The 20,645-nt window shown below is 66.2% G+C and carries 18 protein-coding genes and 1 pseudogene; 13 read left to right on the top strand and 6 right to left on the bottom strand.

Going from position 1 to position 20,645, the window contains the following annotated elements; all coding sequences use genetic code 11:
• Positions 1-11: 11 nt before the first annotated feature.
• A pseudogene (locus AC1DCF_RS03760) lies at positions 12-617 on the top strand (hypothetical protein); the annotation flags it as partial.
• Between the two features lie 56 nt (positions 618-673).
• Here the strand turns inward: AC1DCF_RS03760 and cofD are convergent.
• Positions 674-1,702, bottom strand: coding sequence for a 2-phospho-L-lactate transferase (gene cofD / locus AC1DCF_RS03755; RefSeq protein ID WP_477209866.1), 1,029 nt, complete (start codon positions 1,700-1,702; stop codon positions 674-676).
• A 170-nt stretch (positions 1,703-1,872) separates the two neighbouring features.
• Positions 1,873-3,279 carry an aminotransferase-like domain-containing protein gene (locus AC1DCF_RS03750; protein WP_477209865.1) on the bottom strand — a complete coding sequence of 469 codons (1,407 nt, stop codon included), beginning with the start codon at positions 3,277-3,279 and terminating at the stop codon, positions 1,873-1,875.
• Between the two features lie 213 nt (positions 3,280-3,492).
• Here AC1DCF_RS03750 and AC1DCF_RS03745 point away from each other — a divergent pair, with 213 nt between their 5' ends.
• The 12 genes from AC1DCF_RS03745 to AC1DCF_RS03690 all read left to right on the top strand — a co-directional run bounded on the left by AC1DCF_RS03745 (position 3,493) and on the right by AC1DCF_RS03690 (position 17,261).
• Positions 3,493-4,356 (top strand): nitrilase-related carbon-nitrogen hydrolase, encoded by an 864-nt coding sequence (locus AC1DCF_RS03745; RefSeq protein WP_441792181.1) that lies wholly within the window; start codon positions 3,493-3,495, stop codon positions 4,354-4,356.
• A gap of 200 nt (positions 4,357-4,556) precedes the next feature.
• Positions 4,557-6,017 carry a dihydropyrimidinase gene (hydA, locus tag AC1DCF_RS03740; protein WP_441792182.1) on the top strand — a complete coding sequence of 487 codons (1,461 nt, stop codon included), beginning with the start codon at positions 4,557-4,559 and terminating at the stop codon, positions 6,015-6,017.
• A gap of 90 nt (positions 6,018-6,107) precedes the next feature.
• Complete coding sequence (locus AC1DCF_RS03735; RefSeq protein WP_477209864.1) at positions 6,108-7,124, top strand: TIGR03842 family LLM class F420-dependent oxidoreductase; 1,017 nt, start codon at positions 6,108-6,110, stop codon at positions 7,122-7,124.
• A 76-nt stretch (positions 7,125-7,200) separates the two neighbouring features.
• Positions 7,201-8,103: an ABC transporter permease gene (locus AC1DCF_RS03730; protein ID WP_477209863.1), complete on the top strand. Its 903-nt coding sequence runs from the start codon at positions 7,201-7,203 to the stop codon at positions 8,101-8,103.
• Positions 8,100-9,083 carry an ABC transporter ATP-binding protein gene (locus tag AC1DCF_RS03725; RefSeq protein ID WP_477209862.1) on the top strand — a complete coding sequence of 328 codons (984 nt, stop codon included), beginning with the start codon at positions 8,100-8,102 and terminating at the stop codon, positions 9,081-9,083. The genes AC1DCF_RS03730 and AC1DCF_RS03725 overlap by 4 nt, the downstream gene beginning before the upstream one ends.
• Positions 9,080-9,856, top strand: a complete 777-nt coding sequence (locus AC1DCF_RS03720; protein ID WP_441792186.1) for an ABC transporter permease — start codon at positions 9,080-9,082, stop codon at positions 9,854-9,856. The genes AC1DCF_RS03725 and AC1DCF_RS03720 overlap by 4 nt, the downstream gene beginning before the upstream one ends.
• 91 nt (positions 9,857-9,947) lie before the next feature.
• Positions 9,948-11,108, top strand: coding sequence for an ABC transporter substrate-binding protein (locus AC1DCF_RS03715; protein ID WP_477209861.1), 1,161 nt, complete (start codon positions 9,948-9,950; stop codon positions 11,106-11,108).
• Between the two features lie 154 nt (positions 11,109-11,262).
• On the top strand, positions 11,263-12,597 hold the full coding sequence (locus tag AC1DCF_RS03710) for an aminotransferase class III-fold pyridoxal phosphate-dependent enzyme (RefSeq protein ID WP_477209860.1): 1,335 nt from the start codon (positions 11,263-11,265) through the stop codon (positions 12,595-12,597).
• Positions 12,598-12,642: 45 nt separating this feature from the next.
• The gene (locus AC1DCF_RS03705; protein ID WP_477209859.1) at positions 12,643-14,142 is read left to right on the top strand and encodes a CoA-acylating methylmalonate-semialdehyde dehydrogenase; all 1,500 of its coding nucleotides are present in this window, start codon (positions 12,643-12,645) and stop codon (positions 14,140-14,142) included.
• 12 nt (positions 14,143-14,154) lie between these two features.
• Entirely contained in the window at positions 14,155-14,796 is a 642-nt protein-coding gene (locus AC1DCF_RS03700; protein ID WP_477209858.1) for a HutD/Ves family protein, read from the top strand.
• A gap of 195 nt (positions 14,797-14,991) precedes the next feature.
• Complete coding sequence (gene pyrE, locus AC1DCF_RS03695; protein ID WP_441792191.1) at positions 14,992-15,540, top strand: orotate phosphoribosyltransferase; 549 nt, start codon at positions 14,992-14,994, stop codon at positions 15,538-15,540.
• Entirely contained in the window at positions 15,540-17,261 is a 1,722-nt protein-coding gene (locus AC1DCF_RS03690) for a hypothetical protein (RefSeq protein WP_477209857.1), read from the top strand. The genes pyrE and AC1DCF_RS03690 overlap by 1 nt, the downstream gene beginning before the upstream one ends.
• Positions 17,262-17,330: 69 nt before the next feature.
• On the opposite strand, the gene AC1DCF_RS03685 is transcribed toward AC1DCF_RS03690, so the two are convergent.
• The 4 genes from AC1DCF_RS03685 to AC1DCF_RS03670 all read right to left on the bottom strand — a co-directional run bounded on the left by AC1DCF_RS03685 (position 17,331) and on the right by AC1DCF_RS03670 (position 20,535).
• The gene (locus AC1DCF_RS03685) at positions 17,331-17,465 is read right to left on the bottom strand and encodes a hypothetical protein (protein ID WP_441792193.1); all 135 of its coding nucleotides are present in this window, start codon (positions 17,463-17,465) and stop codon (positions 17,331-17,333) included.
• Positions 17,466-17,640: 175 nt separating this feature from the next.
• Positions 17,641-18,441 (bottom strand): HAD-IIA family hydrolase, encoded by an 801-nt coding sequence (locus AC1DCF_RS03680; protein ID WP_441792194.1) that lies wholly within the window; start codon positions 18,439-18,441, stop codon positions 17,641-17,643.
• A gap of 53 nt (positions 18,442-18,494) precedes the next feature.
• On the bottom strand, positions 18,495-19,178 hold the full coding sequence (locus AC1DCF_RS03675) for a metal-dependent transcriptional regulator (protein ID WP_477209856.1): 684 nt from the start codon (positions 19,176-19,178) through the stop codon (positions 18,495-18,497).
• Positions 19,179-19,245: 67 nt separating this feature from the next.
• Positions 19,246-20,535: an Nramp family divalent metal transporter gene (locus tag AC1DCF_RS03670; protein ID WP_477209855.1), complete on the bottom strand. Its 1,290-nt coding sequence runs from the start codon at positions 20,533-20,535 to the stop codon at positions 19,246-19,248.
• Between the last annotated feature and the right edge of the window lie 110 nt (positions 20,536-20,645).

Genomic DNA, 20,645 nt, shown 5'->3' with positions numbered 1-20,645 from the left:
GGGAGATCCTCATGAGCTGGGTAGTCGTCGTTCCGGTCAAGGGAACCGCACGGGCCAAATCCCGATTCGGCACTCATCCCGAACGTGTGCAGCTCGCCGAGGCATTCGCGCTCGACACCGTGACCGCGCTCCTGGCCGCTCCGGCCGTCGACCGGGTGTTCGTGGTGACGGCCGATGACGAGATCGCCGAACGGATGTCGGCCCTCGGCGCCCACATCATCCGTGAGTCGTCGTCGCCCGAATCCTCGGAGCCCGAGTCGTCGTCGGAGCTCGAGTCGCCGCAACCCCGGCCATCCAAGCAGCACGTCGACCCCCTCAACGCGGCGATCCGGCAAGGGATCACCGCCGCGCGCGCCGCCGCCCCCGCGAGCAACATCGCGATCGTGACCGGCGATCTGCCCGCCCTCACCGTCGCCGACGTCGAGAACGCCCTCGCGCTCGCCGCCGCTCATGAGCGCTCGATGATCCCCGACGAGGAAGGCACCGGAACCACCGCCCTCCTCACGCTCGCCAGCGCCGCGGCCGCCCTCACCCCCCGGTTCGGAGCCGGCTCCCGTGCCGCCCACGAGGCTGCCGGGCACATCCCGCTCGCGATCCCGCCGACCGCCTCGATCCGCCGGGACGTCGACACCGTCGCCAACCTCGCCGAGGCACTGCACCTCGGCGTCGGGCCCTATACGAGCGCGCTGATCGCGAGCACGTCACGGGCGATGGCGGCCGTCGAGGAGACGTCGCGCATCCAGAGTGGAACCGCCGCCGAACGGATGCCCGCGGCCTCCAGCTCGGCGACCCCCGCGGCATCCGTCTCGTCGACGAGCCAGGCATCGAGCACGCCGCCCGACCCGCGCGCCCCATAGTGCAGCCCCACCGCGGCCGCTGACGTCTCGACGCCGATCACGCGCAGGCAGTGGTCGGCCATCCCGCGCACGGCACTGCCCCCGATGATCGGCGAGACGCCGACAACGCGAGCCGTCGTCGTGCGCAGCGCCTCACGGATGCCCGGCACAGCCAGAATCGTTCCCACGGAGACGACCGGGTTCGACGGCGGCAGAACCACCAGATCGGCGTCACGGATGGCCTCCAGCACGCCGGGCGCTGGCGTCGCGTTCTCGAGTCCGATCTGCACGAACTCGGTCACCTCGACGTGGGCCCGGTAGCGCACCCACCACTCCTCGAAGTGGATCAGGTCGCCGGCCGCGTGCTCGTCGACCGCGGCGGCAAGGCGCACATGTGTCTCGACCGGTTGGTCGCTCATCGGCAGCAGCGTCGCGCCGGGTTGCCAGCGGCGGCAGAGGAACTCGGTCGCCTCACTCAGCGTCCTGCCATTCCGCATCAAATCGGTGCGCACAATGTGCGTGGCCAGGTCGAGATCGCCGAGCGTGAACCACGACCAGCCGCGCCCGTACGCGGCGATCTCTGCCGAGGTGCGCCGCGACTCGTCCGGACGCCCCCAGCCCTGCTCCTCATTGATCCCACCGCCGAGCGTGTACATGACGGTGTCGAGGTCGGGGCAGATGCGCAGCCCGTCGAGCCACATGTCGTCGCCCGTGTTGACGATCACGGTCACTGAGCTGGTGACTGAGGTGTCCGCAGTGCCGGCATCCGTCCCCCTGGCCGCATCGAGGTCCGCGAGTTCCTGCAGCAGCCCGCGCGTGAACCGCGCCCCGCCCACGCCGCCGGCCAGCACAGTGATCTTCGTCATAACTCTCCTCGTTGCCTTGGTGCAATGCTCTCGCATCTTGGGCAGGCTGCCGAGCCACGCGTGCGCTCAAATTGTCGCCTCGAAACCCGCCCGCGCGACGATTTGAGCGCACGCACGCGAGAGGGATGCGCGCCCGCGCGACGAGTGGCGTCGGCGAGTAGACACGCGGCCTACGCCCAGCGCGCCTCCAACGAATGCACCCCGGGTACCCGCCCCGAACCGGCCTCGACCCCGTTCCCGCCGTCGTTCGCACCCCGAGCGGTCGCGGCCAGCGCCGCGGCGATCGGCTCGATGTCGTCGGGCAGCGCTCCGGCCGTCACGCGGATGAATGCGGGGGCTGGTTCGGTCGCGAAGAACGGTGAGCCGCCGGCCACGCGAATTCCGGATGCGGCCAGCTGCACAATCGCATCCCGCTCGTCGTTCACCGCCAGCCAGGCGTTGATCCCGTCTGCCTGGGCCAGGTCGAGACCGTGCTCCCGCAACGCGTCGGTCAGTGCCTTCTGCCGAGCAAAGTAGATACGTCGCGCCTCGCTGATCTCATCGACACTTTCGCGCGACGTGAGCAGGTCGTAGAGGATTGTCTGCAGCATCCGGCTGGTCCAACCCGGGCCGAGCATCCGTCGGGCGACGATCGGATCGACCAGGCTGGCCGGGCCGCCGAGCGCCGCGATGCGCAGATCGGGGCCGTGCGACTTCGAGAAGCTCCGCACGTGAAGCACCCGATTGGGCAGCCAGCGGCCGAGACTCACATCCGGGCTGATGCTGATCTCGCCCGAGTGATCGTCTTCGATCACGACGGTGTCGGCGTTGAGTCGGTGTTCCGCCAGCAGCCCGGCCAGCACTTCGGCCCGCAACGCGGTCATCGAGGCGCCGGTCGGATTCTGCGCACGCGGCTGCAAGATCACAGCGGTCGGGCCGAGTGTGAGCGCAGCCCGAAACGAAGCGGGAACGATTCCGTGCCGGTCGACATCCACCGGCACCCGCTCGAGGCCCAACTGGTCGAGCAGGTCGAAGAACGGCGGAAAACCGGGGCTCTCCACGATGACCCGATCGCCGAACCGGGTGACCGCATCGAGGCTGCGCGAGATCGCGTCGAGCGCGCCGTCGACGACGGTGACCGACTCCACCGGGTACGGCCACGACTCGCTGAGCACCGTGAGCAGTTCCGGAATCACCGGCAGATCCTGATAGATCGGGGTGACGGCACGCTGAGACACCCGCGAGAGCGCGGGGCCGAGGGCGGGAAGCAGCTGCGGGTCCGGCGTGCCCCGGGAGAGGTCGATCCGGGCGCTCTGGTGCCGGCCGACCATCGACTGGCTGCGCGCCGGCAGCCACTTGGGGGCCGTGTCGAGCACGAAGGTTCCGCTGCGTCCGCGCGAGACGATCAGCCCGACCGAGCCGAGCGCCTGCCAGGCGTGACTGATGGTCGCGGGGCTCACTCCGAGCAGGGCGGCGAACTCGCGCACGGTCGGCAAACGGTCGCCAGGGGCCAGTGCTCCCGAAGCGATCAAACGGCCGATCGCGGCCGCGATTCCAGCAGGTGTGCGGCTCTCAATTTCGTCAAGAAAGATTTGCATGAGCTCTTGCCCCCGACTGGTTTGGACGACAGGATGATTAACGCGTGCGTCACACTCAGAAACACAACAGAAATGTTTACGTCGAATAATAACAAAACCGAGCAAAGAAGTTCGGTTCGGTTCCGTTCGGTGATCGTGTCTCGAAAAACTCGACAATCGTCGAGGGCCGCAAGGCTGACGAGCTCGATCAACGGAGATTGAGGAGACAGAAGTATGACCGTTGAGAGTTCAAGAACAGTTCGTGCAGCAATCACCCAAGCCACCTGGACCGGCGACGAAGAGTCGATGATCGCCAAACACGAAGACTTCGTGCGGAAGGCGGCCGAACAGGGTGTGCAGATCATCTGCTTCCAAGAGCTGTTCCACGGCCCCTACTTCGGCATCGTTCAGGACTCGAAGTACTACGAGTACGCCCACAAGATTCCCGGCCCCCTGACCGAGCGTTTTCAGAAGCTCGCGGCCCAATACAAAATGGTCATCGTTCTGCCGATCTATGAAGAAGATCAGCCGGGTGTGCTCTACAACACCGCCGCGGTGATCGACGCCGACGGCACCTACCTCGGGAAGTACCGTAAGCACCACATCCCGCACCTGCCGCAGTTCTGGGAGAAGTTCTACTTCCGCCCCGGCAACGCCGAGTACCCCGTCTTCGACACCGCTGTCGGCAAGGTCGGCGTCTACATCTGCTACGACCGTCACTTCCCCGAAGGATGGCGCGTGCTCGGTCTGAACGGAGCCGAGATCGTTTTCAACCCCTCGGCCACCAAGCCCGGCCTCTCCAACCGTCTCTGGGAGCTCGAGCAGCCCGCCGCGGCCGCCGCCAACCAGTACTACGTCGGGGCAAACAACCGCATCGGCAACGAAGAAGCCGAGTTCGGCGAAGACGCCGTGACGTTCTATGGCAGCTCCTACTTCGCTGACCCGCGCGGCAACTATGTCGGCGACGTCGCCTCGACCGACACCGAAGAGATGGTGGTGCGCGACCTCGACATGGGCCTCATCCGTGAGGTGCGCAACTCCTGGCAGTTCTACCGTGACCGTCGGCCCGACTCGTACGACCCGATCGTCGCTCCGTAACGACATGATCGCCATCGAGCATGCCAAGACTGCAGTCTCGGCATGCTCGATCGGCGCACCCGAATAGTCGGTGGTCGAGCGTGTCGAGACCAATTTCCGAGATCTCGACAGGCTCGATCACCGAATTGCCGGTCACCGGATCTTGACCCGGTTGTCGAGCTTGTCGAGACACGATCAATGGATTACCCCCAGGAGACCTCATGAAGACGCTCATCAAAAACGGAACAGTCGTCAACTCCACCGGCACCGCACGTGCCGATGTGCTGATCGATGGTGAGACCATTGCCGCGGTGCTCGCACCGGGTTCGACGCTGCTCGGCTTCGACGTGGAACGGAACGTCGACCGGGTCATCGACGCGGGCGGCAAATATGTGATCCCCGGCGGCATCGACGCGCACACCCATATGCAGATGCCCTTCGGCGGCACTGAGGCCTCCGACACCTTCGAGACGGGCACCCGGGCGGCCGCGCACGGCGGCACCACAAGCATCGTCGACTTCATCGTGCAGTACGCCGGAGAAAACGTGCTCGACCAGTACGCGCTCTGGCACGAGAAGGCCGGCGGCAACTGCGCCATCGACTACGGCTTCCACCAGATCCTCTCCGACGTGCAGGACTCGAGCCTGACCGCGATGGACGAGCTGGTGAAGGAGGGCGTCTCCAGCTTCAAGCTGTTCATGGCCTACAAGGGCGTCTTCCTCTCCGACGACGGCCAGATCGTCAAGGCCATGCAGCGGGCGGCCACCAACGGCAGCATGATCATGATGCACGCTGAGAACGGGAGCGTCATCGACCTGCTCGTGCAGCAGTCGCTGGCCGCCGGCAACACCACTCCCTACTACCACGGGGTCACCCGGCCCTGGCAGGCCGAAGAGGAAGCCACCCACCGCGCGATCATGCTCGCCAACCTCACCGGGGCCCCGCTCTACGTGGTGCACGTGTCGGCCAAGCAGGCTGTCGAACAGATCGCCATCGCCCGCGACCGCGGCCAGAACGTGTTCGGCGAGACCTGCCCGCAGTATCTCTACCTCTCCCTCGAAGACAACCTGGGTGCCGAGAGCGACGAGTGGGGCAGCTTCGAAGGCGCCAAGTGGGTCTGTTCCACGCCGCTGCGGTCCAAAGAGGAAGGCCACCAGCACCACATGTGGCAGAGCCTGCGCACCAACGACATTCAGATGGTCTCCACCGACCACTGCCCGTTCTGCATGAAGGGGCAGAAAGACATGGGGCTGACCGACTTCTCGAAGATCCCCAACGGCATCGGCTCGGTCGAACACCGCATGGACCTGCTCTACCAGGGCGTCGTCGACAAGAAGATCTCCCTCGAGCGCTGGGTCGAGGTCACCTCGACCACCCCGGCCCGCATGTTCGGCATGTACGGCAAGAAGGGCGTCATCCAGCCGGGTGCCGACGGCGACATCGTCATCTATGACCCGAACGGTCACACCTCGATCGGTCTGCCAACGGATGCCGAGGGCAAGCCGACCGGGCGCACCCACCACATGAACATGGACTACTCCGCCTGGGAAGGCTACGAAATCGACGGACACGTCGACACCGTGCTCTCCCGCGGCAAGGTCATCGTCGACGACAACCAGTACCTGGGCACAAAGGGTGACGGACAGTACGTGAAGCGGGGCCTCAGCCAGTACCTGATCTAGACATCCGCTTGGCCTGGCCGGCCACGAGGAAGACTCGCCAGCTCACCCGCCCGACCGAGATTTTGACGCCGTAAGAGGAAGAGACAACAGATGGACTTCGGAGCAGTACTTCAGACCAACCCGCCGTCGGCGCGCACCGTGCAACTGGCCAAGCTGGCCGAGGATCACGGGTTCAGCCACGTCTGGACGTTCGACTCCCACCTGCTCTGGCAGGAGCCCTATGTGATCTACAGCAAGATCCTCGCCGAGACGCGCAAAATCATCGTCGGCCCGATGGTGACGAATCCGGCCACCCGGGACTGGACCGTCACCGCCTCGACCTACGCGACGCTCAACGAGATGTACGGCAACCGCACGATCTGCGGGATCGGTCGCGGCGACTCGGCGGTGCGCGTCACCAACGGGGCGCCGACCACCCTCAAGACCCTGCGCGAGTCGATTCACGTCATCCGGGAACTCGCCAACTCGCGCTCGGTCGAATACAACGGGGCAACGCTGCAGTTTCCGTGGAGCACCGGCTCGCACCTCGACATCTGGGTGGCCGCCTACGGCCCACTCGCGCTCAAGCTCGCCGGTGAGGTCGGTGACGGCTTCATCCTGCAGATGGCCGACCTCGACGTGGCCGAGTGGATGATCAAAACTGTTCGCACCGCCGCGGCGAACGTCGGGCGGGATCCGGAGTCGGTCAAGTTCTGCGTCGCCGCCCCCATGTACATCGGCGACGACTGGGAGCACATGCGCGACCAGTGCCGTTGGTTCGGCGGAATGGTCGGCAACCACGTGGCCGACATTGTCGCCAAGTACGGAGCCGATGCGCCCGTGCCGAAGGCGCTGACCGACTACATCAAGGGCCGCGAAGGCTACGACTACAACGAGCATGGCCGCGCCGGCAACACGCACGCCGACTTCGTGCCCGATGAGATCGTCGACCGGTTCTGCCTGCTGGGCACGGCCGATCAGCACATCGACAAGCTCAAAGCGCTGAAAGAAATGGGCGTCGACCAGTTCGCCGGGTACCTGCAACACGACAACAAAGAGGAGACCCTCCGCGTCTACGGGGAGACAGTCATCCCGGCGCTCGCCGAACACATCGTGGCGAAGGCATGAATATGAACTACCGGGACGGTTCGACGCAGGGCCACCTTCTCGGCCCGGCGCTCGCCGAACACATCGTGGCGAAGGCATGAGCCGAAGCGGCAGGGAGTCCCCGCACGGGTCCAAGACGGGACAACGGTTCGCGCTTGGCGCCCTGGGGATTCTCGCGCTCGCCGCGCTCTGGGAGCTCTACAAGTTCGCCGGCCCGGCCAACGGCGTGGTCGTCGGCGGAATCACGATTCTGCCGCGCACCAGCGACCTGGCCATGCCCCACCTCTGGACGATGTTCACCCGCATATTCGAACCGGTCACCGGGGCATCCACCGCCCTGCCGATGTGGCTGGCCGTGCTGCAGGCCTGCCTGTTCACGCTCGGCATCGCGGCGGTCGGCTGGCTGGTCGGCGTGACAGTCGGCCTCGCGCTGGCCCTGGTCATGCAGCGCTTCCGCCTGGCTGAAGCCGGCATCCTGCCCTGGGTCATTCTCAGCCAGACGGTGCCCCTGATCGCACTTGCCCCGCTCGTTCGGCGCTGGGGTGCGCAGATACATTTCGGGGAGTTCACCTGGGAGAACTGGATGTCGGTGGCGTTGATCGCCTCCTACCTCGCGTTCTTCCCGGTGTCGGTCGGAGCGCTTCGCGGCCTGAACGCTCCCGAGCAAGCCCACGAAGATCTGATGCACTGCTACTCGGTGGGCTGGTGGAAGACCCTCTGGCGGCTGCGGCTTCCGGCGAGCATCGGCTACCTGCTGCCCGCCCTGCGTCTCGCCGCGGCCAGCGCCGTGATCGGCACCGTGGTCGCCGAGGTGTCAATCGGGCTGCGGGGCGGTCTCGGCCGCATGATCGTCGAGTTCGCGGGGGCCGCGGGCAGCGATCCCGGCAAGCCCTGGGCGCCCATCTTCGGCTCGATTCTCGTCGGTCTCGTGGCGGCCGCTTTCGTCGCTCTCATCGGGCTATTTCTAGGTCGTTTCCGCAGGGGAGAGGTTGCAGCATGAGCGTTCACACCGACGACACGTCACCACCGAGCACACCGGCGGCGGGCACACCTGCCACGGGCACACCGGCGCACGCCGCATCCCCACCCGCAGCCGTCCCGTCGACCGCGCCGACGGCATCCGTCGCGCCGAATCGTGCGCCGGTGATCCCCGCCGTCGAGGTGACCGGCGTCAGCCGCATCTTCCCGGGCAAGAAAGGAGCAACAGTCACCGCGCTCGACAACGTGAGCATGACCGTCGCACCCGGCGAATTCGTGTCGCTGATCGGGCCGAGCGGATGCGGCAAGAGCACGTTGATGCGCTTGATCGCCGATCTCGACAGCCCGACGATGGGCAGCATCACGGTGTTCGGCAAGCCGGCCCGGCAGGCGCGCGTCGACCAGGACTACGGCATCGCCTTTCAGCAAGCCGGCCTCCTGCCCTGGCGCACGGTGGCCGGAAACATCGAACTTCCGCTCGAACTTCACGGCGCGGGCAAGGCCGCGCGGCGGGCCAGGGTCGCCGATCTGATCGAGCTCGTCGGGCTTTCGGACTTCGCCGGTCACTATCCCGACCAGCTCTCCGGCGGAATGCAGCAGCGTGTGGCGATCGCCCGGTCTCTGGCCGAAAGCCCGAGCCTGCTGCTGATGGACGAGCCGTTCGGCGCCCTCGACGAGATGACCCGCGAGCGGATGCAGAACGAACTCGTGCGCATCTGCGGTGAGACCGGGGCCGCCGTGGTGTTCGTCACCCACTCCATTCCCGAAGCGGTCTTCCTCTCCGACCGCGTCGTGGTGATGTCGCCGCGGCCCGGACGCATCCGCGATGTGCTCAGCGTCAAGCTCGGCGACACCGGCGAGCGAGGCGAGAACCTGCGTGAAGACGAGCAGTTCTTCCACGCGGTCAGCCAGGTGCGGGAGTTGCTGCACGGCACGCCAGCGGGCGGGGGCGGCACGGGCGGCGCGGCTGCCGGCGGGCCTCGCGGAGTCGACATCCGATGAGAGACACCACCACCTCCAACAGCCTCGCCCGCACCATTCTGGCGCCGGTGCTGTTCGGCCTGCTCGTTGTGGCCATCTGGCAGCTCGCGGTGACGACGCTGGAGATCAAGCCGTTCATCCTGCCCGGCCCGCTCGCGATCGGTGAGCAGTTCATTTCAAACCTATCGAACGTCTGGGCCGGCATGGTGGTCACCGGTCGCAACGCCCTGATCGGCTTGATCGTCGGATCGATCATCGGCATTCTCGCCGCCATTGTTTCGGCGCTACTGCGGATCTTCGATGAGATGGCGGCCCCGATCGTCGCGGCCATCGCCGTGGTTCCAATCGTGGCTCTCGCTCCCGTGCTCTACACGATGTTCGGGGCAGCGGCCGACACGGCCCGGCAGATCGTGGCCGGCCTGGCGGTCTTCGTCCCCGTCTACTTCAACACGCTCAAGGGTCTCCGCCAGGTGAGCCCGGTGCATCGCGACCTGATGCGGGCCTATGCGGCATCGAGCAGGCAGGCGACGAAGACGGTGACCCTGCCGACCGCGACGCCGTATGTCTTCACCGGCCTCCGCATCGCATCCTCGCTCGCCGTCATCTCCTCGCTCATCGCCGAGTACTTCGGCGGCCCGGTCGGCGGGCTCGGCAAATCGATCACCTCGGCGGCGTCAGGCAGCAACTACGGCTTGGCCTGGGCCTACGTGCTCGGCTCGATTCTGCTCGGCCTCCTCTTCTACTGCGCAGCGCTCGGCCTCGAGAAGTTGGTCACCCGCCGGAAAGCCGGCTAAACGTCGGTCTGCCACGAGCGGACCGGTCGAAATCAGCACGACGCATCACACGCGTAGCACCATCCCAGAAACACCAAGCAAGGAGGAAGACATGAAACACAGCACACGATGGCTCGGCACGGTTAGCGCCGTGGCCGCGGTCAGCGCGCTCGTCCTCAGCGGGTGCAGCACCGGTGGCGACACCGGAGGATCAGGTTCGACAAGCAGCAGCGGCAGCGGCGACCTCACCCCGGTGAGCTTGCAGCTGCAGTGGGTGGCGCAGGCGCAGTTCGCAGGCTACTACGCGGCCGTCGACCAGGGCTACTACAAAGACGAAGGCCTCGATGTGACGATCAAGGAGGGCGGCGCCGACATTGTTCCGCAGGATGCCCTCGCGGCCGGTGACGTCGACTACGCGATTTCCTGGGTGCCCAAGGTGCTCGGCTCGATCGAGCAGGGCGCCAACATCACGGATGTCGCCCAGATCTTCGAACGCAGCGCCACCACGCAGATCTCGTTCAAGGACAAGAACATCACGAGCCCGGCCGACTTCAAGGGCAAGAACGTGGGCAGCTGGGGCTACGGCAACGAGTGGGAGCTCTTTGCCGGCATGCAGAAAGACGGCGTGCAGGTCAGCGACATCAACCTGGTGCAGCAGGCGTTCGATATGAGCGGCTTCCTCGCCGGTGACATCGACGCGGCCCAGGCGATGACCTACAACGAATACGCCCAGGTGCTCGAGACGATCAACCCGAATACCGGCAAGCTGTACCAGCCCGACGAGTTGAACGTCATCAACTGGAACGATGTCGGAACCGCCATGCTGCAGGATGCGATCTGGGCCAACGCCGACAAGCTGTCCAGCGACTCTGCCTACGCCGATCAGACGGTGAAGTTCATCAAGGCCTCCATCAAGGGCTGGATCTACGCCGCAAACAACCCGCAGGAAGCCGCCGACATTGTGGCTGCTGCCGGGTCGCAGCTGCCCGCTGGCCACCAGCTCTGGATGACCAACGAGGTGAACAAGCTGATCTGGCCGTCCACCAACGGCATCGGAATGATCGACGAAGCCTCCTGGAACAACACCGTCGATATCGCCAAGAACACCAAGAACGAAACCGGTGCCACCATCATCACCGCCGACCCGCCGAAAACCGCGTACACGAATGAGTACGTGACGAAGGCGCTCGACGAGCTGAAGGCCGAAGGCGTCGACGTGATGGGGGCTGACTGGGCTCCGATCACCGTCACCCTCAAGGAGGGCGGCGAGTAGCACCCGTTCCATCCGTGGCTAACTCCGGTAATCGCCGGGCGGCGCTGTTCGCAGCCGCATGATTCCGGGCCTGTTTTCTCAATCGGCACCAGATTGCCGGAGTTAGCCACAACCCCACCCGCCCCCCCCGCACGACGCGAAAGGCACTGGCGCCATGACCGACACCGAAACTTCCGAGCTTGATGCTTCCGAGCTCGATGCCCTCACCCGGCAGCTCGATCGCGATCACGTCTTCCACTCCTGGTCGGCGCAGGCCGGCCTGAACCCGTTCGTGGTCGCCGGCGGCCTCGGCGCCCGCGTCTGGGACTACGACGGGCGCAGCTATCTCGACTTCTCCAGCCAGCTCGTCAACGTGAACATCGGCCACCAGCATCCGGCCGTCGTCGACGCCATCACCGCGCAGGCGCAGACCCTCACCACCGTCGCCCCGGCCACGGCCAACCTCACGCGGGGGCAAGCGGCCAAGCGCATCGTCGACCTGGCACCGGCCGGGTTCAACAAGGTCTTCTTCACCAACGGCGGCGCGGATGCGAATGAGAACGCCATCCGGATGGCCCGCCTGCACACCGGGCGCGACACCATCCTCTCGACCTACCGCTCGTACCACGGCAACACCGGCGCGGCCATCGTCGCGACGGGGGACTGGCGCCGCATCCCCAACGAGTTCGCGCGCGGCCACGTGCACTTCTTCGGGCCGTTCGCCTACCGCAGCGAGTTCTGGTCGACCACGCCGGAGCAGGAGTCGAAGCGCGCGCTGCACCACCTCGAGCGCGTCATCCAGAGTGAAGGCGCCGGCTCGATCGCGGCGATTCTGCTTGAGACGATCCCCGGCACCGCCGGCGTGCTGATGCCGCCGCCCGGCTATCTCGAAGGCGTGCGCGCTCTCTGCGATCGCTACGGCATCATGCTCATCTTCGACGAGGTAATGTGCGGTTTCGGGCGCACCGGGCAGTGGTTCGCGTTCCAGGGCTACGACGTCGTGCCTGACCTGATCACCTTCGCGAAGGGCGTGAACTCGGGCTACATTCCGACCGGCGGGGTGATCATCTCGGATGCGATCGCCAGCGACTTCGACACCACCGTGTTCCCCGGCGGGCTCACCTACAGCGGCCATCCGTTGGCGATGGCGTCGATCATCGCGGCGCTCGATGCGATGGAATCCGAGGGCATCGTGACGAATGCGGCGCGCATCGGAACCGATGTGCTCGCACCTGGCCTGGCGGCGCTGGCCGCCAAGCATCCGATCATCGGCGAGGTGCGCGGGGTCGGCGTCTTCTGGGCGCTCGACCTGGTGGCCGACCCCGAGACCCGGGCACCGGTCGGCGCCACGGTGATGGGGCGCATCAAAGCGGAGCTGCTCGCCCGCAACCTGCTGCCGTTCCTCGCCGACAATCGCGTGCACGTCGTTCCGCCCTGTGTCGTCACCGATGCGGAGGTGGCGGAGGCGTTGGCGATCTATGACGAGGTCTTCGGCCTCGATTTGCTCTGATCTCGACAGGCTCGATCACCGTTTTCATTGAAAGGAACAACCCTCATGACTGACACCCCCACCCTGAACCACTGGATCAACGGAGCCGAAGCCACCGGCAGCTCCACTCGCACGTCGCCCATCTTCAACCCGGCCACCGGCCGGGTCGCGAAGAACGTGCGCCTGGCCAGCACGGCGGATGTCGACGTCGCCGTCGCCGCCGCATCCGCTGCCTATCCGCTCTGGCGCGACACCTCGCAGGCCAAACGGCAGACCGTCATGTTCAACTTCCGTGAGCTGCTCAATGCCCGGAAGGGTGAGCTGGCCGACATTCTCACCGCCGAACACGGCAAGGTGACCAGCGACGCGCTCGGCGAGATCGCGCGCGGCATCGAGGTCGTCGAGTTCGCGCTCGGCATGCCGCACCTGTCGAAAGGCGACTTCTCCGAGAACGTCTCGACCGGCGTCGACGTCTACACACTGCGCCAGCCGCTCGGCGTCGTCGGAATCATCAGCCCGTTCAACTTTCCGGCGATGGTGCCGCTGTGGTTCTTCCCGATCGCGATTGCCGCCGGTAACACCGTGGTGCTGAAGCCCAGCGAGAAGGACCCGTCGGCTTCCAACTGGCTGGCCGCGTTGATGGCCGAGGCCGGCCTGCCCGCCGGCGTGCTGAACGTCGTGCACGGCGATAAAGAGTCGGTCGACGCGCTGCTGAACCACCCCGACGTGCAGTCGATCTCCTTCGTCGGCTCCACGCCCATCGCTCGCTACATCTACGAGACCGCCTCCCGCAACGGCAAGCGTGTGCAGGCGCTCGGCGGCGCGAAGAACCACATGCTCGTGCTGCCCGACGCCGACCTCGATCTGACGGCGGATGCCGCGGTCAACGCCGGGTTCGGATCGGCCGGGGAACGCTGTATGGCCATCAGCGTCGTGCTCGCGGTCGAACCCATCGCCGACGAGTTGATCGTGAAGATCACCGAACGGATGGCGACCCTCAAGGTCGGCGACGGAATGCGCGGCTGCGACATGGGCCCGCTGATCACCGAGGCGCACCGCGACAAGGTGGCCAGTTACATCGACCTCGCGGCGAAAGACGGAGCCACGGTCGTCGTCGACGGTCGCGGTGTCGAGGTCGATGGGGAGGCATCCGGCTTCTGGCTCGGCCCGACCCTGTTCGACAAGGTCAGCCTCGACTCGGCTGTCTACCAGGACGAGATCTTCGGCCCGGTGCTCACGGTGATTCGGGTGGCCAGCTACGAAGAGGGCCTACACATCATCAACACCGGTCGCTACGGCAACGGCACCGCCATCTTCACCAACGACGGCGGGGCTGGTCGCCGGTTCCAGAACGAGGTGCAGGTGGGCATGGTCGGCATCAACGTGCCGATCCCGGTGCCGGTGGCCTACCACTCGTTCGGCGGCTGGAAGCAGTCGGCGTTCGGCAACGCGAAGGCCTACGGACCGAGCGGCGTCGACTTCTTCACCCGCGAGAAGGCGATCACCAGCCGCTGGCTCGACCCGAGCCACGGTGGCATTAACCTGGGGTTCCCGCAGCACGACTAGAAAAGAGTACGGATGTCCGACGGCGACACTGCCTTCTTCGAGCTTCTTCCGGCTTCGGCTCGCGACACTGTTCGCTGGCAGAACGGACGCGGAGTCACGCAGGAAGTCGCCGTCGGGCTGAGCGAGCCGTCCGCACGTGAGAGCGCGGGCGGTTTCGACTGGCGGGTCAGCATCGCGAGCGTCGACGGCGACGTCGACTTCTCCGCCTATCCCGGCGTCGATCGGTACCTGATGGCCCTCACTCCCGCCGGGCTCGACCTCGTTGTCGACGGCGAGGCGGTCGGCATCCGTCAGTTCGGGATTCACCGTTTCGAGGGCGAGAGCGTCGTCGCCTCGGTGAACGTGACCGAGCCGGCGCAGGATCTGAACCTCATGCTGACCCGCAGCCGGGCCGCCGGGGAGCTGACCGCGCTGATTCTCGACGGAACCCTGACGATCGAGTCCGGCCCCGAGGAGGTCGTGCTCGTCATCGTGCTCGACGGGGCGGCTCGCCTCGGCGAGGTTCTACTCGGTGCTCAGGATGCCATGAGACTCGCGAATGGAGCTCGCTGTGAGCTGTCGGGAGTCGCGAACCTCGCGATCGCCCGAATCCTGGCGAGCTTCCCTCTGCACCCGCTGATCGAGCCTGTCGAGATCTCGCGAGTCGATCCCTGAACCCGGTGATCGAGCTTGTCGAGATCTCGCGAGTCGATCCCTGACCCCGGTGATCGAGCTTGTCGAGATCTCGCGAGCCGACCTTTAAACGCAGCTTGCGTCCGAGGATCGGCCGGCGGAGGTCTCGACAAGCTCGACCAACGAGACGGCCTGCCTCGAGAGGATCGGCCGGTCGCGTACCGTAAACTTGACCGTGTGACGGACACTCGGCAGCAGCTCATCGACTACATCTCGGCAGAAGCCGTCTTCCATGGCGACTTCACCCTCACCAGCGGCAAAAAGGCGACCTATTACGTCGACCTCCGCAAGGTGAGCCTCGACCACCGGGTTGCCCCGCTGATCGGCCAGGTCATGCTCGATCTGATCGCTGACATCCCGGATGTCTTCGCCGTCGGCGGCATGACGATGGGCGCCGACCCCGTGGCCGCCGCCATCCTGCACCAGGGTGCTGCCCGTGGCGCGACCTACGACGCATTCGTCGTGCGCAAAGAGCCGAAGGACCACGGCCGCGGCAAGCAGGTTGAAGGCCCCGACCTCGCCGGCAAGCGCGTGATCGTGCTCGAAGACACCTCGACCACCGGTGGCTCGCCCCTCGCCGCCGCCGAAGCCCTCAAGAAGGTCGGCGCGATCATCGTCGGCGTCGCCGTGGTCGTTGACCGCAACACCGGTGCGCGCGAAGTCATCGAAGCCGCCGGCTACCCCTACTACGCAGCAATCGGTCTCGACGACCTGGGATTGAGCTAGTGAAGGATGGGCGCAAGCCTGACCCCACACCCGATCAGCTGAACGAGCAGGCTGCTGACACCGAGACTTTAAACACGGATGTCCCGGCTGCAGAAGCCGAGACGGCTGAAGCTCCCGAAACGCACACGCCTGAAGTGACCGGGCCTTCGGCCGAGGCAGAGCCCGCCGTCGAGGCAGAGCCTGCTGTCGAGGTCGAGGTCGAGCCCGAGGTCGAGCCCGAGGTCGAGGTCGAGTCGGCCGTCGCGGTGGAGCCCGAGCCCGCCGTCGAGTCTGGCGCCGAGTCTGAGACCGAACCCGCGAGCGAGCAGCCCGAGCCCGGCGCCGGGGTCGAAACCGCTCCCGAAGCCGAAGCCGAAGCCGAAGCCGAAGCCGAAAGCAAGGCCGAACCCGAGGTCGCGCCCGCGCCTGCCACCGAACCCGAGCCCTGGTGGACCACCCACGTTCAGTCTCCGCTCGTGTTGAACACCGAGGAACTCACGCTTCCGACGATCGCATCCACCCCGCGCCCCGAACCGATTCGTCCGACGCCTGCTCCCGCGACGCCCGCACCTGCAGCGCCCGCACCCGCTCCGGCGACTCCCGCACCCGCACCCGAGACGTCCCTCCCGTCCGCGGCTGAGAACCCGACTTCTCCCGTTCGGGAGCGCGGCTCCGAGCCCTCCTTCGATGACCTCACCCGCGGGCCGGGCGCTGCGGCGCCGAACGCCGCTGCCGATGAGGCCCCGACCCCGCCGGTCGCACCGATTGCGGCTACCCCGCCCGCTGCACCGATTGCGGCTACACCGCCCGCTGCACCGACTGTTGCTATCCCGCCGGTCGCACCGGCCGCGACAGTGGTCATCCCCGCTGCCGCTGCAGCCGCGGCTGCAGCCGCTGCCGCTGCTGCCGCCGATGCGACAACTCGCGTAACCCCGTCATCGGCCGAGACGGTCGTCGCTCGCGAAGCGGCCTCGACAGGCTCGACCGCCGGTGTTGTGAAGCGCCCAGCCCAGCAACCCCCAGCTCAGCAGAACCCAGCTCAGCCGCAGCCCATCCAGCGCACGCCCACCGTGGCCGCGAGCCCCGCCACGGGCGGAGCGACTTCTTCGGGCGGCGCGACTCCCACCGGTGGCATGGCCACCAACGCCTCGGGCAAACCGACCAGCACCGCGCAGAAGGCGCTGATCTCGATTGCCGCCGTCCTGCTCGTCGTCATCGTGCTCGTCGGATTGTTCTTCCTCGGCCAGAGGATCGGCGGAGGTTCCGCACCGGTCGCCGCGCCGTCCCCCTCGGCAACGGCCAAGCCGTCCCCGACTCCAACCCCCACTCCCACCGTCGAACCGACAGGCCCGCAGGCGGCCGGAGTGCACAAGTGGAACACTCTGCGCGGCGGAGAATGCCTGCAGCCGTTCACCTCGCCATGGGACGAGCAGTTCACCGTCGTCGACTGCGCGACCCCGCATGCAGCCGAACTTGTCTACCGTGGGGTCGTCAACGCCGACCCTGCAGCCGTCTTCCCCGGTGAAGCAGCTCTTGCCGCGCAGATGAACCTGCTCTGCAATGCTCCCGGTGTCATCGATCTCAATGTTGCCGGCGAGTACCCCGACGTACAGGTGCAGGGCAGCTTCCCGGTTACGACCGAAGAATGGGATACCGGAGATCGCTACTATTACTGCTTCGTGAGCCGGTCTTCGGGGGAACCGTTGACGGCGAGCCTGGCGGGCCCCGGACCGACCGCGTAGCTCGGGGCTGGCTCAGAGCTAGTTCAGGCTCCGAGTTAGTTCAGGATCAGAGCTAGTTCAGGATCAGAGCTAGTTCAGGATCAGCGAGAGCACGATCGCGCCGCCCGCGCCGAGAAAAAGGGCGATCACGAGGGTCCAGGCCAAGATGCGCTGGTTGCGCTTGCGGGATTCGCTGTAGATCGAGGTGTCATCGTCGTTGTTCATGGCACAACCCTAACGGCAGTCGCGAGTAGCGACCCCGCGTGAGCCTGACGGTTTAGCCTCTTTTCGCTTCTGAACTTCAGGCTCATATGACCCTGAAGTTCAGAAGCGAAAACAGGGGGCCCGCACCCGGGCCAGCCGAACGGCCAAGCCCAGCGCGCAACCCCCAGCGCGAACGCTAGATCTCGTCAGACTCCACCGGGGTCGGAGCAACCAGCTTGTGCACGCCAGACAGAATCTCGTCGGGACGGAATGGGTAGCGGTTGATCTCCGCCTCGTCGCTGATTCCGGTCATCACGAGGATGGTGTGCAGTCCGGCCTCGATCCCGGCGATGATGTCGGTGTCCATCCGGTCGCCGATCATGCCGGTGTTCTCGGAGTGCGCGCCGATCTTGTTCATCGCAGAGCGGAACATCATCGGGTTCGGCTTGCCCACAATGTAGGGGTCCATGCCTGTGGCCTTGGTGATCAGCGCGGCGATCGCACCTGTCGCGGGCATCGGTCCGTCGGCGCTCGGCCCCGTTGCATCCGGGTTCGTCGCGATGAAGCGCGCGCCCTTCAGAATGAGGCGGATGGCCTTGGTGATGGCCTCGAATGAGTAGTTGCGAGTCTCGCCGACGACCACGAAATCGGGGTCGGTCTCGGTCATGATGAAGCCGGCCTCGTGCAGGGCCGTCGTGATGCCGGCCTCGCCGATCACGAATGCGCTGCCGCCGGGAATCTGTGACTTGAGGAAGTCGGCCGTGGCCAGAGCGCTGGTCCAGATGCGCTCCTCCGGAACGTTCAGGCCGGAATCGCGGAGGCGAGCGCTCAAGTCGCGCGGGGTGAAGATCGAGTTGTTCGTCAGTACCAGAAACGGGGTTCCCGCGTCGGTCCACTGCTGCAGGAGGGCCGCCGCACCGGGAAGCGCGCTGTTTTCATGCACCAGCACGCCGTCCATGTCGGTGAGCCAGCATTCAATCTCGTCACGGCGTGCCATCTGGCGTTCCTCTCGTCGGACCTTCAGCCTATCGCCGCCAGGTTTCGGGGGAGTTACGCGCCGAGCCAGATCGAGCCGGCGACATCCGCTGCGAGGGTGTGCGCCGGGCCCTCGACCGTGCCATCGACCGGGCCGTCGCCGAGGCGCACGGTCACTGCGTCGTCGGCGGTTCGCTCGGTCACCGTGAGCGTGCTTCCGGGCATGATCCCGTCGGCGGCCAGATTGCGCAGGATGCCGGGGTCGCGGTCGCTGATGCGCAGGACCGTTCCGCTGTGGCCGAGCGCGGCATCGTGCAACAACACAGCCGGCACGCGAGTGACGCTGCCGTCGACGGCGGGAATCAGGTCGCCGTGCGGGTCGGCGGTGGGGGAGCCGAGTCGCAGATCGATCGCCGCGAGCAGTCGGTCGGACATGGCGTGCTCGAGAACCTCGGCCTCCTCATGCACCTCGTCCCAGCTGTAGCCGAGCTCGCGCACAAGCCAGGTCTCGATCAACCGGTGTCGCCGCACGACCGCGGTGGCCAGACGGAGTCCCTCGTCGGTCAGAGTGAGCGGCCCATAGGGGACGTGGGTGATCAGCCCGGATGCCGCCAGCTTCTTCACCATCTCGGTCACCGACGGCGGGGCGACGCCGAGGCGCACGGCCAGCACCGACGGCGTGATCGGGTTGTTCTGCCATTCGGTGTGCGCGTAGATGGTCTTGAGGTAGTCCTCGGTGGCGACAGTGATCTGTTTCATGCTGACTTCAGGCTAGTCCGGCATCCGCGCCGGGCCGGCCAGGGGGCAGCTATCCGGCAAACGTCAGCTATCCGGCAAAAGTCAGAACGAGCAGAACGATATTGAGCGTCACCAGCAGCACCGCACAGAGCACTCCGGCCGCGGTCGTGAACCAGCGATTGCGAAACTCGCCGAGCAACCCGCGTTGCGCGCTGACCCACACCAGCGGGATGAGCGCAAACGGAATCCCGAACGACAGCACCACCTGGCTGAGCACAAGGGCCTCGGTCGGGTCGAATCCCGAGCCGAGAATCACGAGCGCCGGGATGAGCGTGACGAGTCGGCGCAGCAACAACGGAATCCGCACGTGCAGCAGCCCATGCATGATCTCCGCGCCGGCGTAGGCGCCGACCGAGGTCGACGCCAGCCCCGACGCCAGCAGCCCGACCGCGAAGATCGTCGCCACCGCCGGCCCGAGCGTGGTCTGCAATGCGGCGTAGGCGCCCTGCAGTGTGTCGGTGCCCTCAACTCCTTGCAGTGCGGATGCCGCCAGCAGCAGGATCGCCAGGTTCACGGTGCCGGCGATCAGCATGGCAATCGACACGTCCCACTTCGTTGCCCACAGAAGTCGGCGGGTCGGCAGGGTGCCCTGGAACTGCGGGAACCTGTCGCGGGCCAGCGCCGAGTGAGCGTAGATCGCGTGCGGCATGATCGTCGCACCGAGGATGGATGCGGCAAGGAGCACGGAGTCTGGGCCCTCGAAATGCGGGACGAGCCCGGCAACGACGCCGGCGGCATCCGGTGGCGCAAAGAACACTCCGGCCGTGAACCCGACCGTGATGATCAGCATCAGGCTGATGATGACGCGTTCGAAGGTGCGCGGGCCGCGCTTCGTCTGCACAGCGAGCACGATCATCGAGATCGTTCCCGTGATGATTCCACCGAGCAGCAGGGGCACGTCGAAGAGGAGGTAGAGCGCCACCGCCCCGCCGATGATCTCCGCCAAGTCGGTGGCCATCGCCACGAGCTCAGCCTGCAACCAGTAGAGCCGACGGCTGAGCGGGTGACGGATGCGTTCCCCGAGAATCTCAGGCAGGCTCTTGCCGGTCACGATGCCGAGTTTCGCCGAGAGGTACTGAATCAGCCAGGCCATCACATTCGCTGCGACAACCACCCAGACCAGCAGGTAGCCGTAGCGCGCACCGGCCGTCATATTGCTCGCGACGTTTCCCGGATCGAGGTAGGCGACTCCGGCGACGAGCGCCGGGCCGAGCAGCCACAGCAGCCGGGCGGATGCCGGTGTTCCCGTCGAATGCGGGATGGCAACGCGCTCGGATACCGGAGTGGCTACAGTGCCACCCGTCTGATTTTTAGGCATACCTAAATCATACGCATGGATTCGACTGAACCCAACCCAACCCAACCCAACCCAGCCGCCCAGCCGCTCGACAGTTTTCGGCAGTATCGTGTGCGGGTGGTCACGGAACG

Source organism: Leifsonia sp. 10L418 (genome assembly GCF_056395445.1).
The sequence above is the reverse complement of the archived record's forward strand: the minus strand, read 5'-3'. Positions and strand labels throughout refer to the sequence as shown.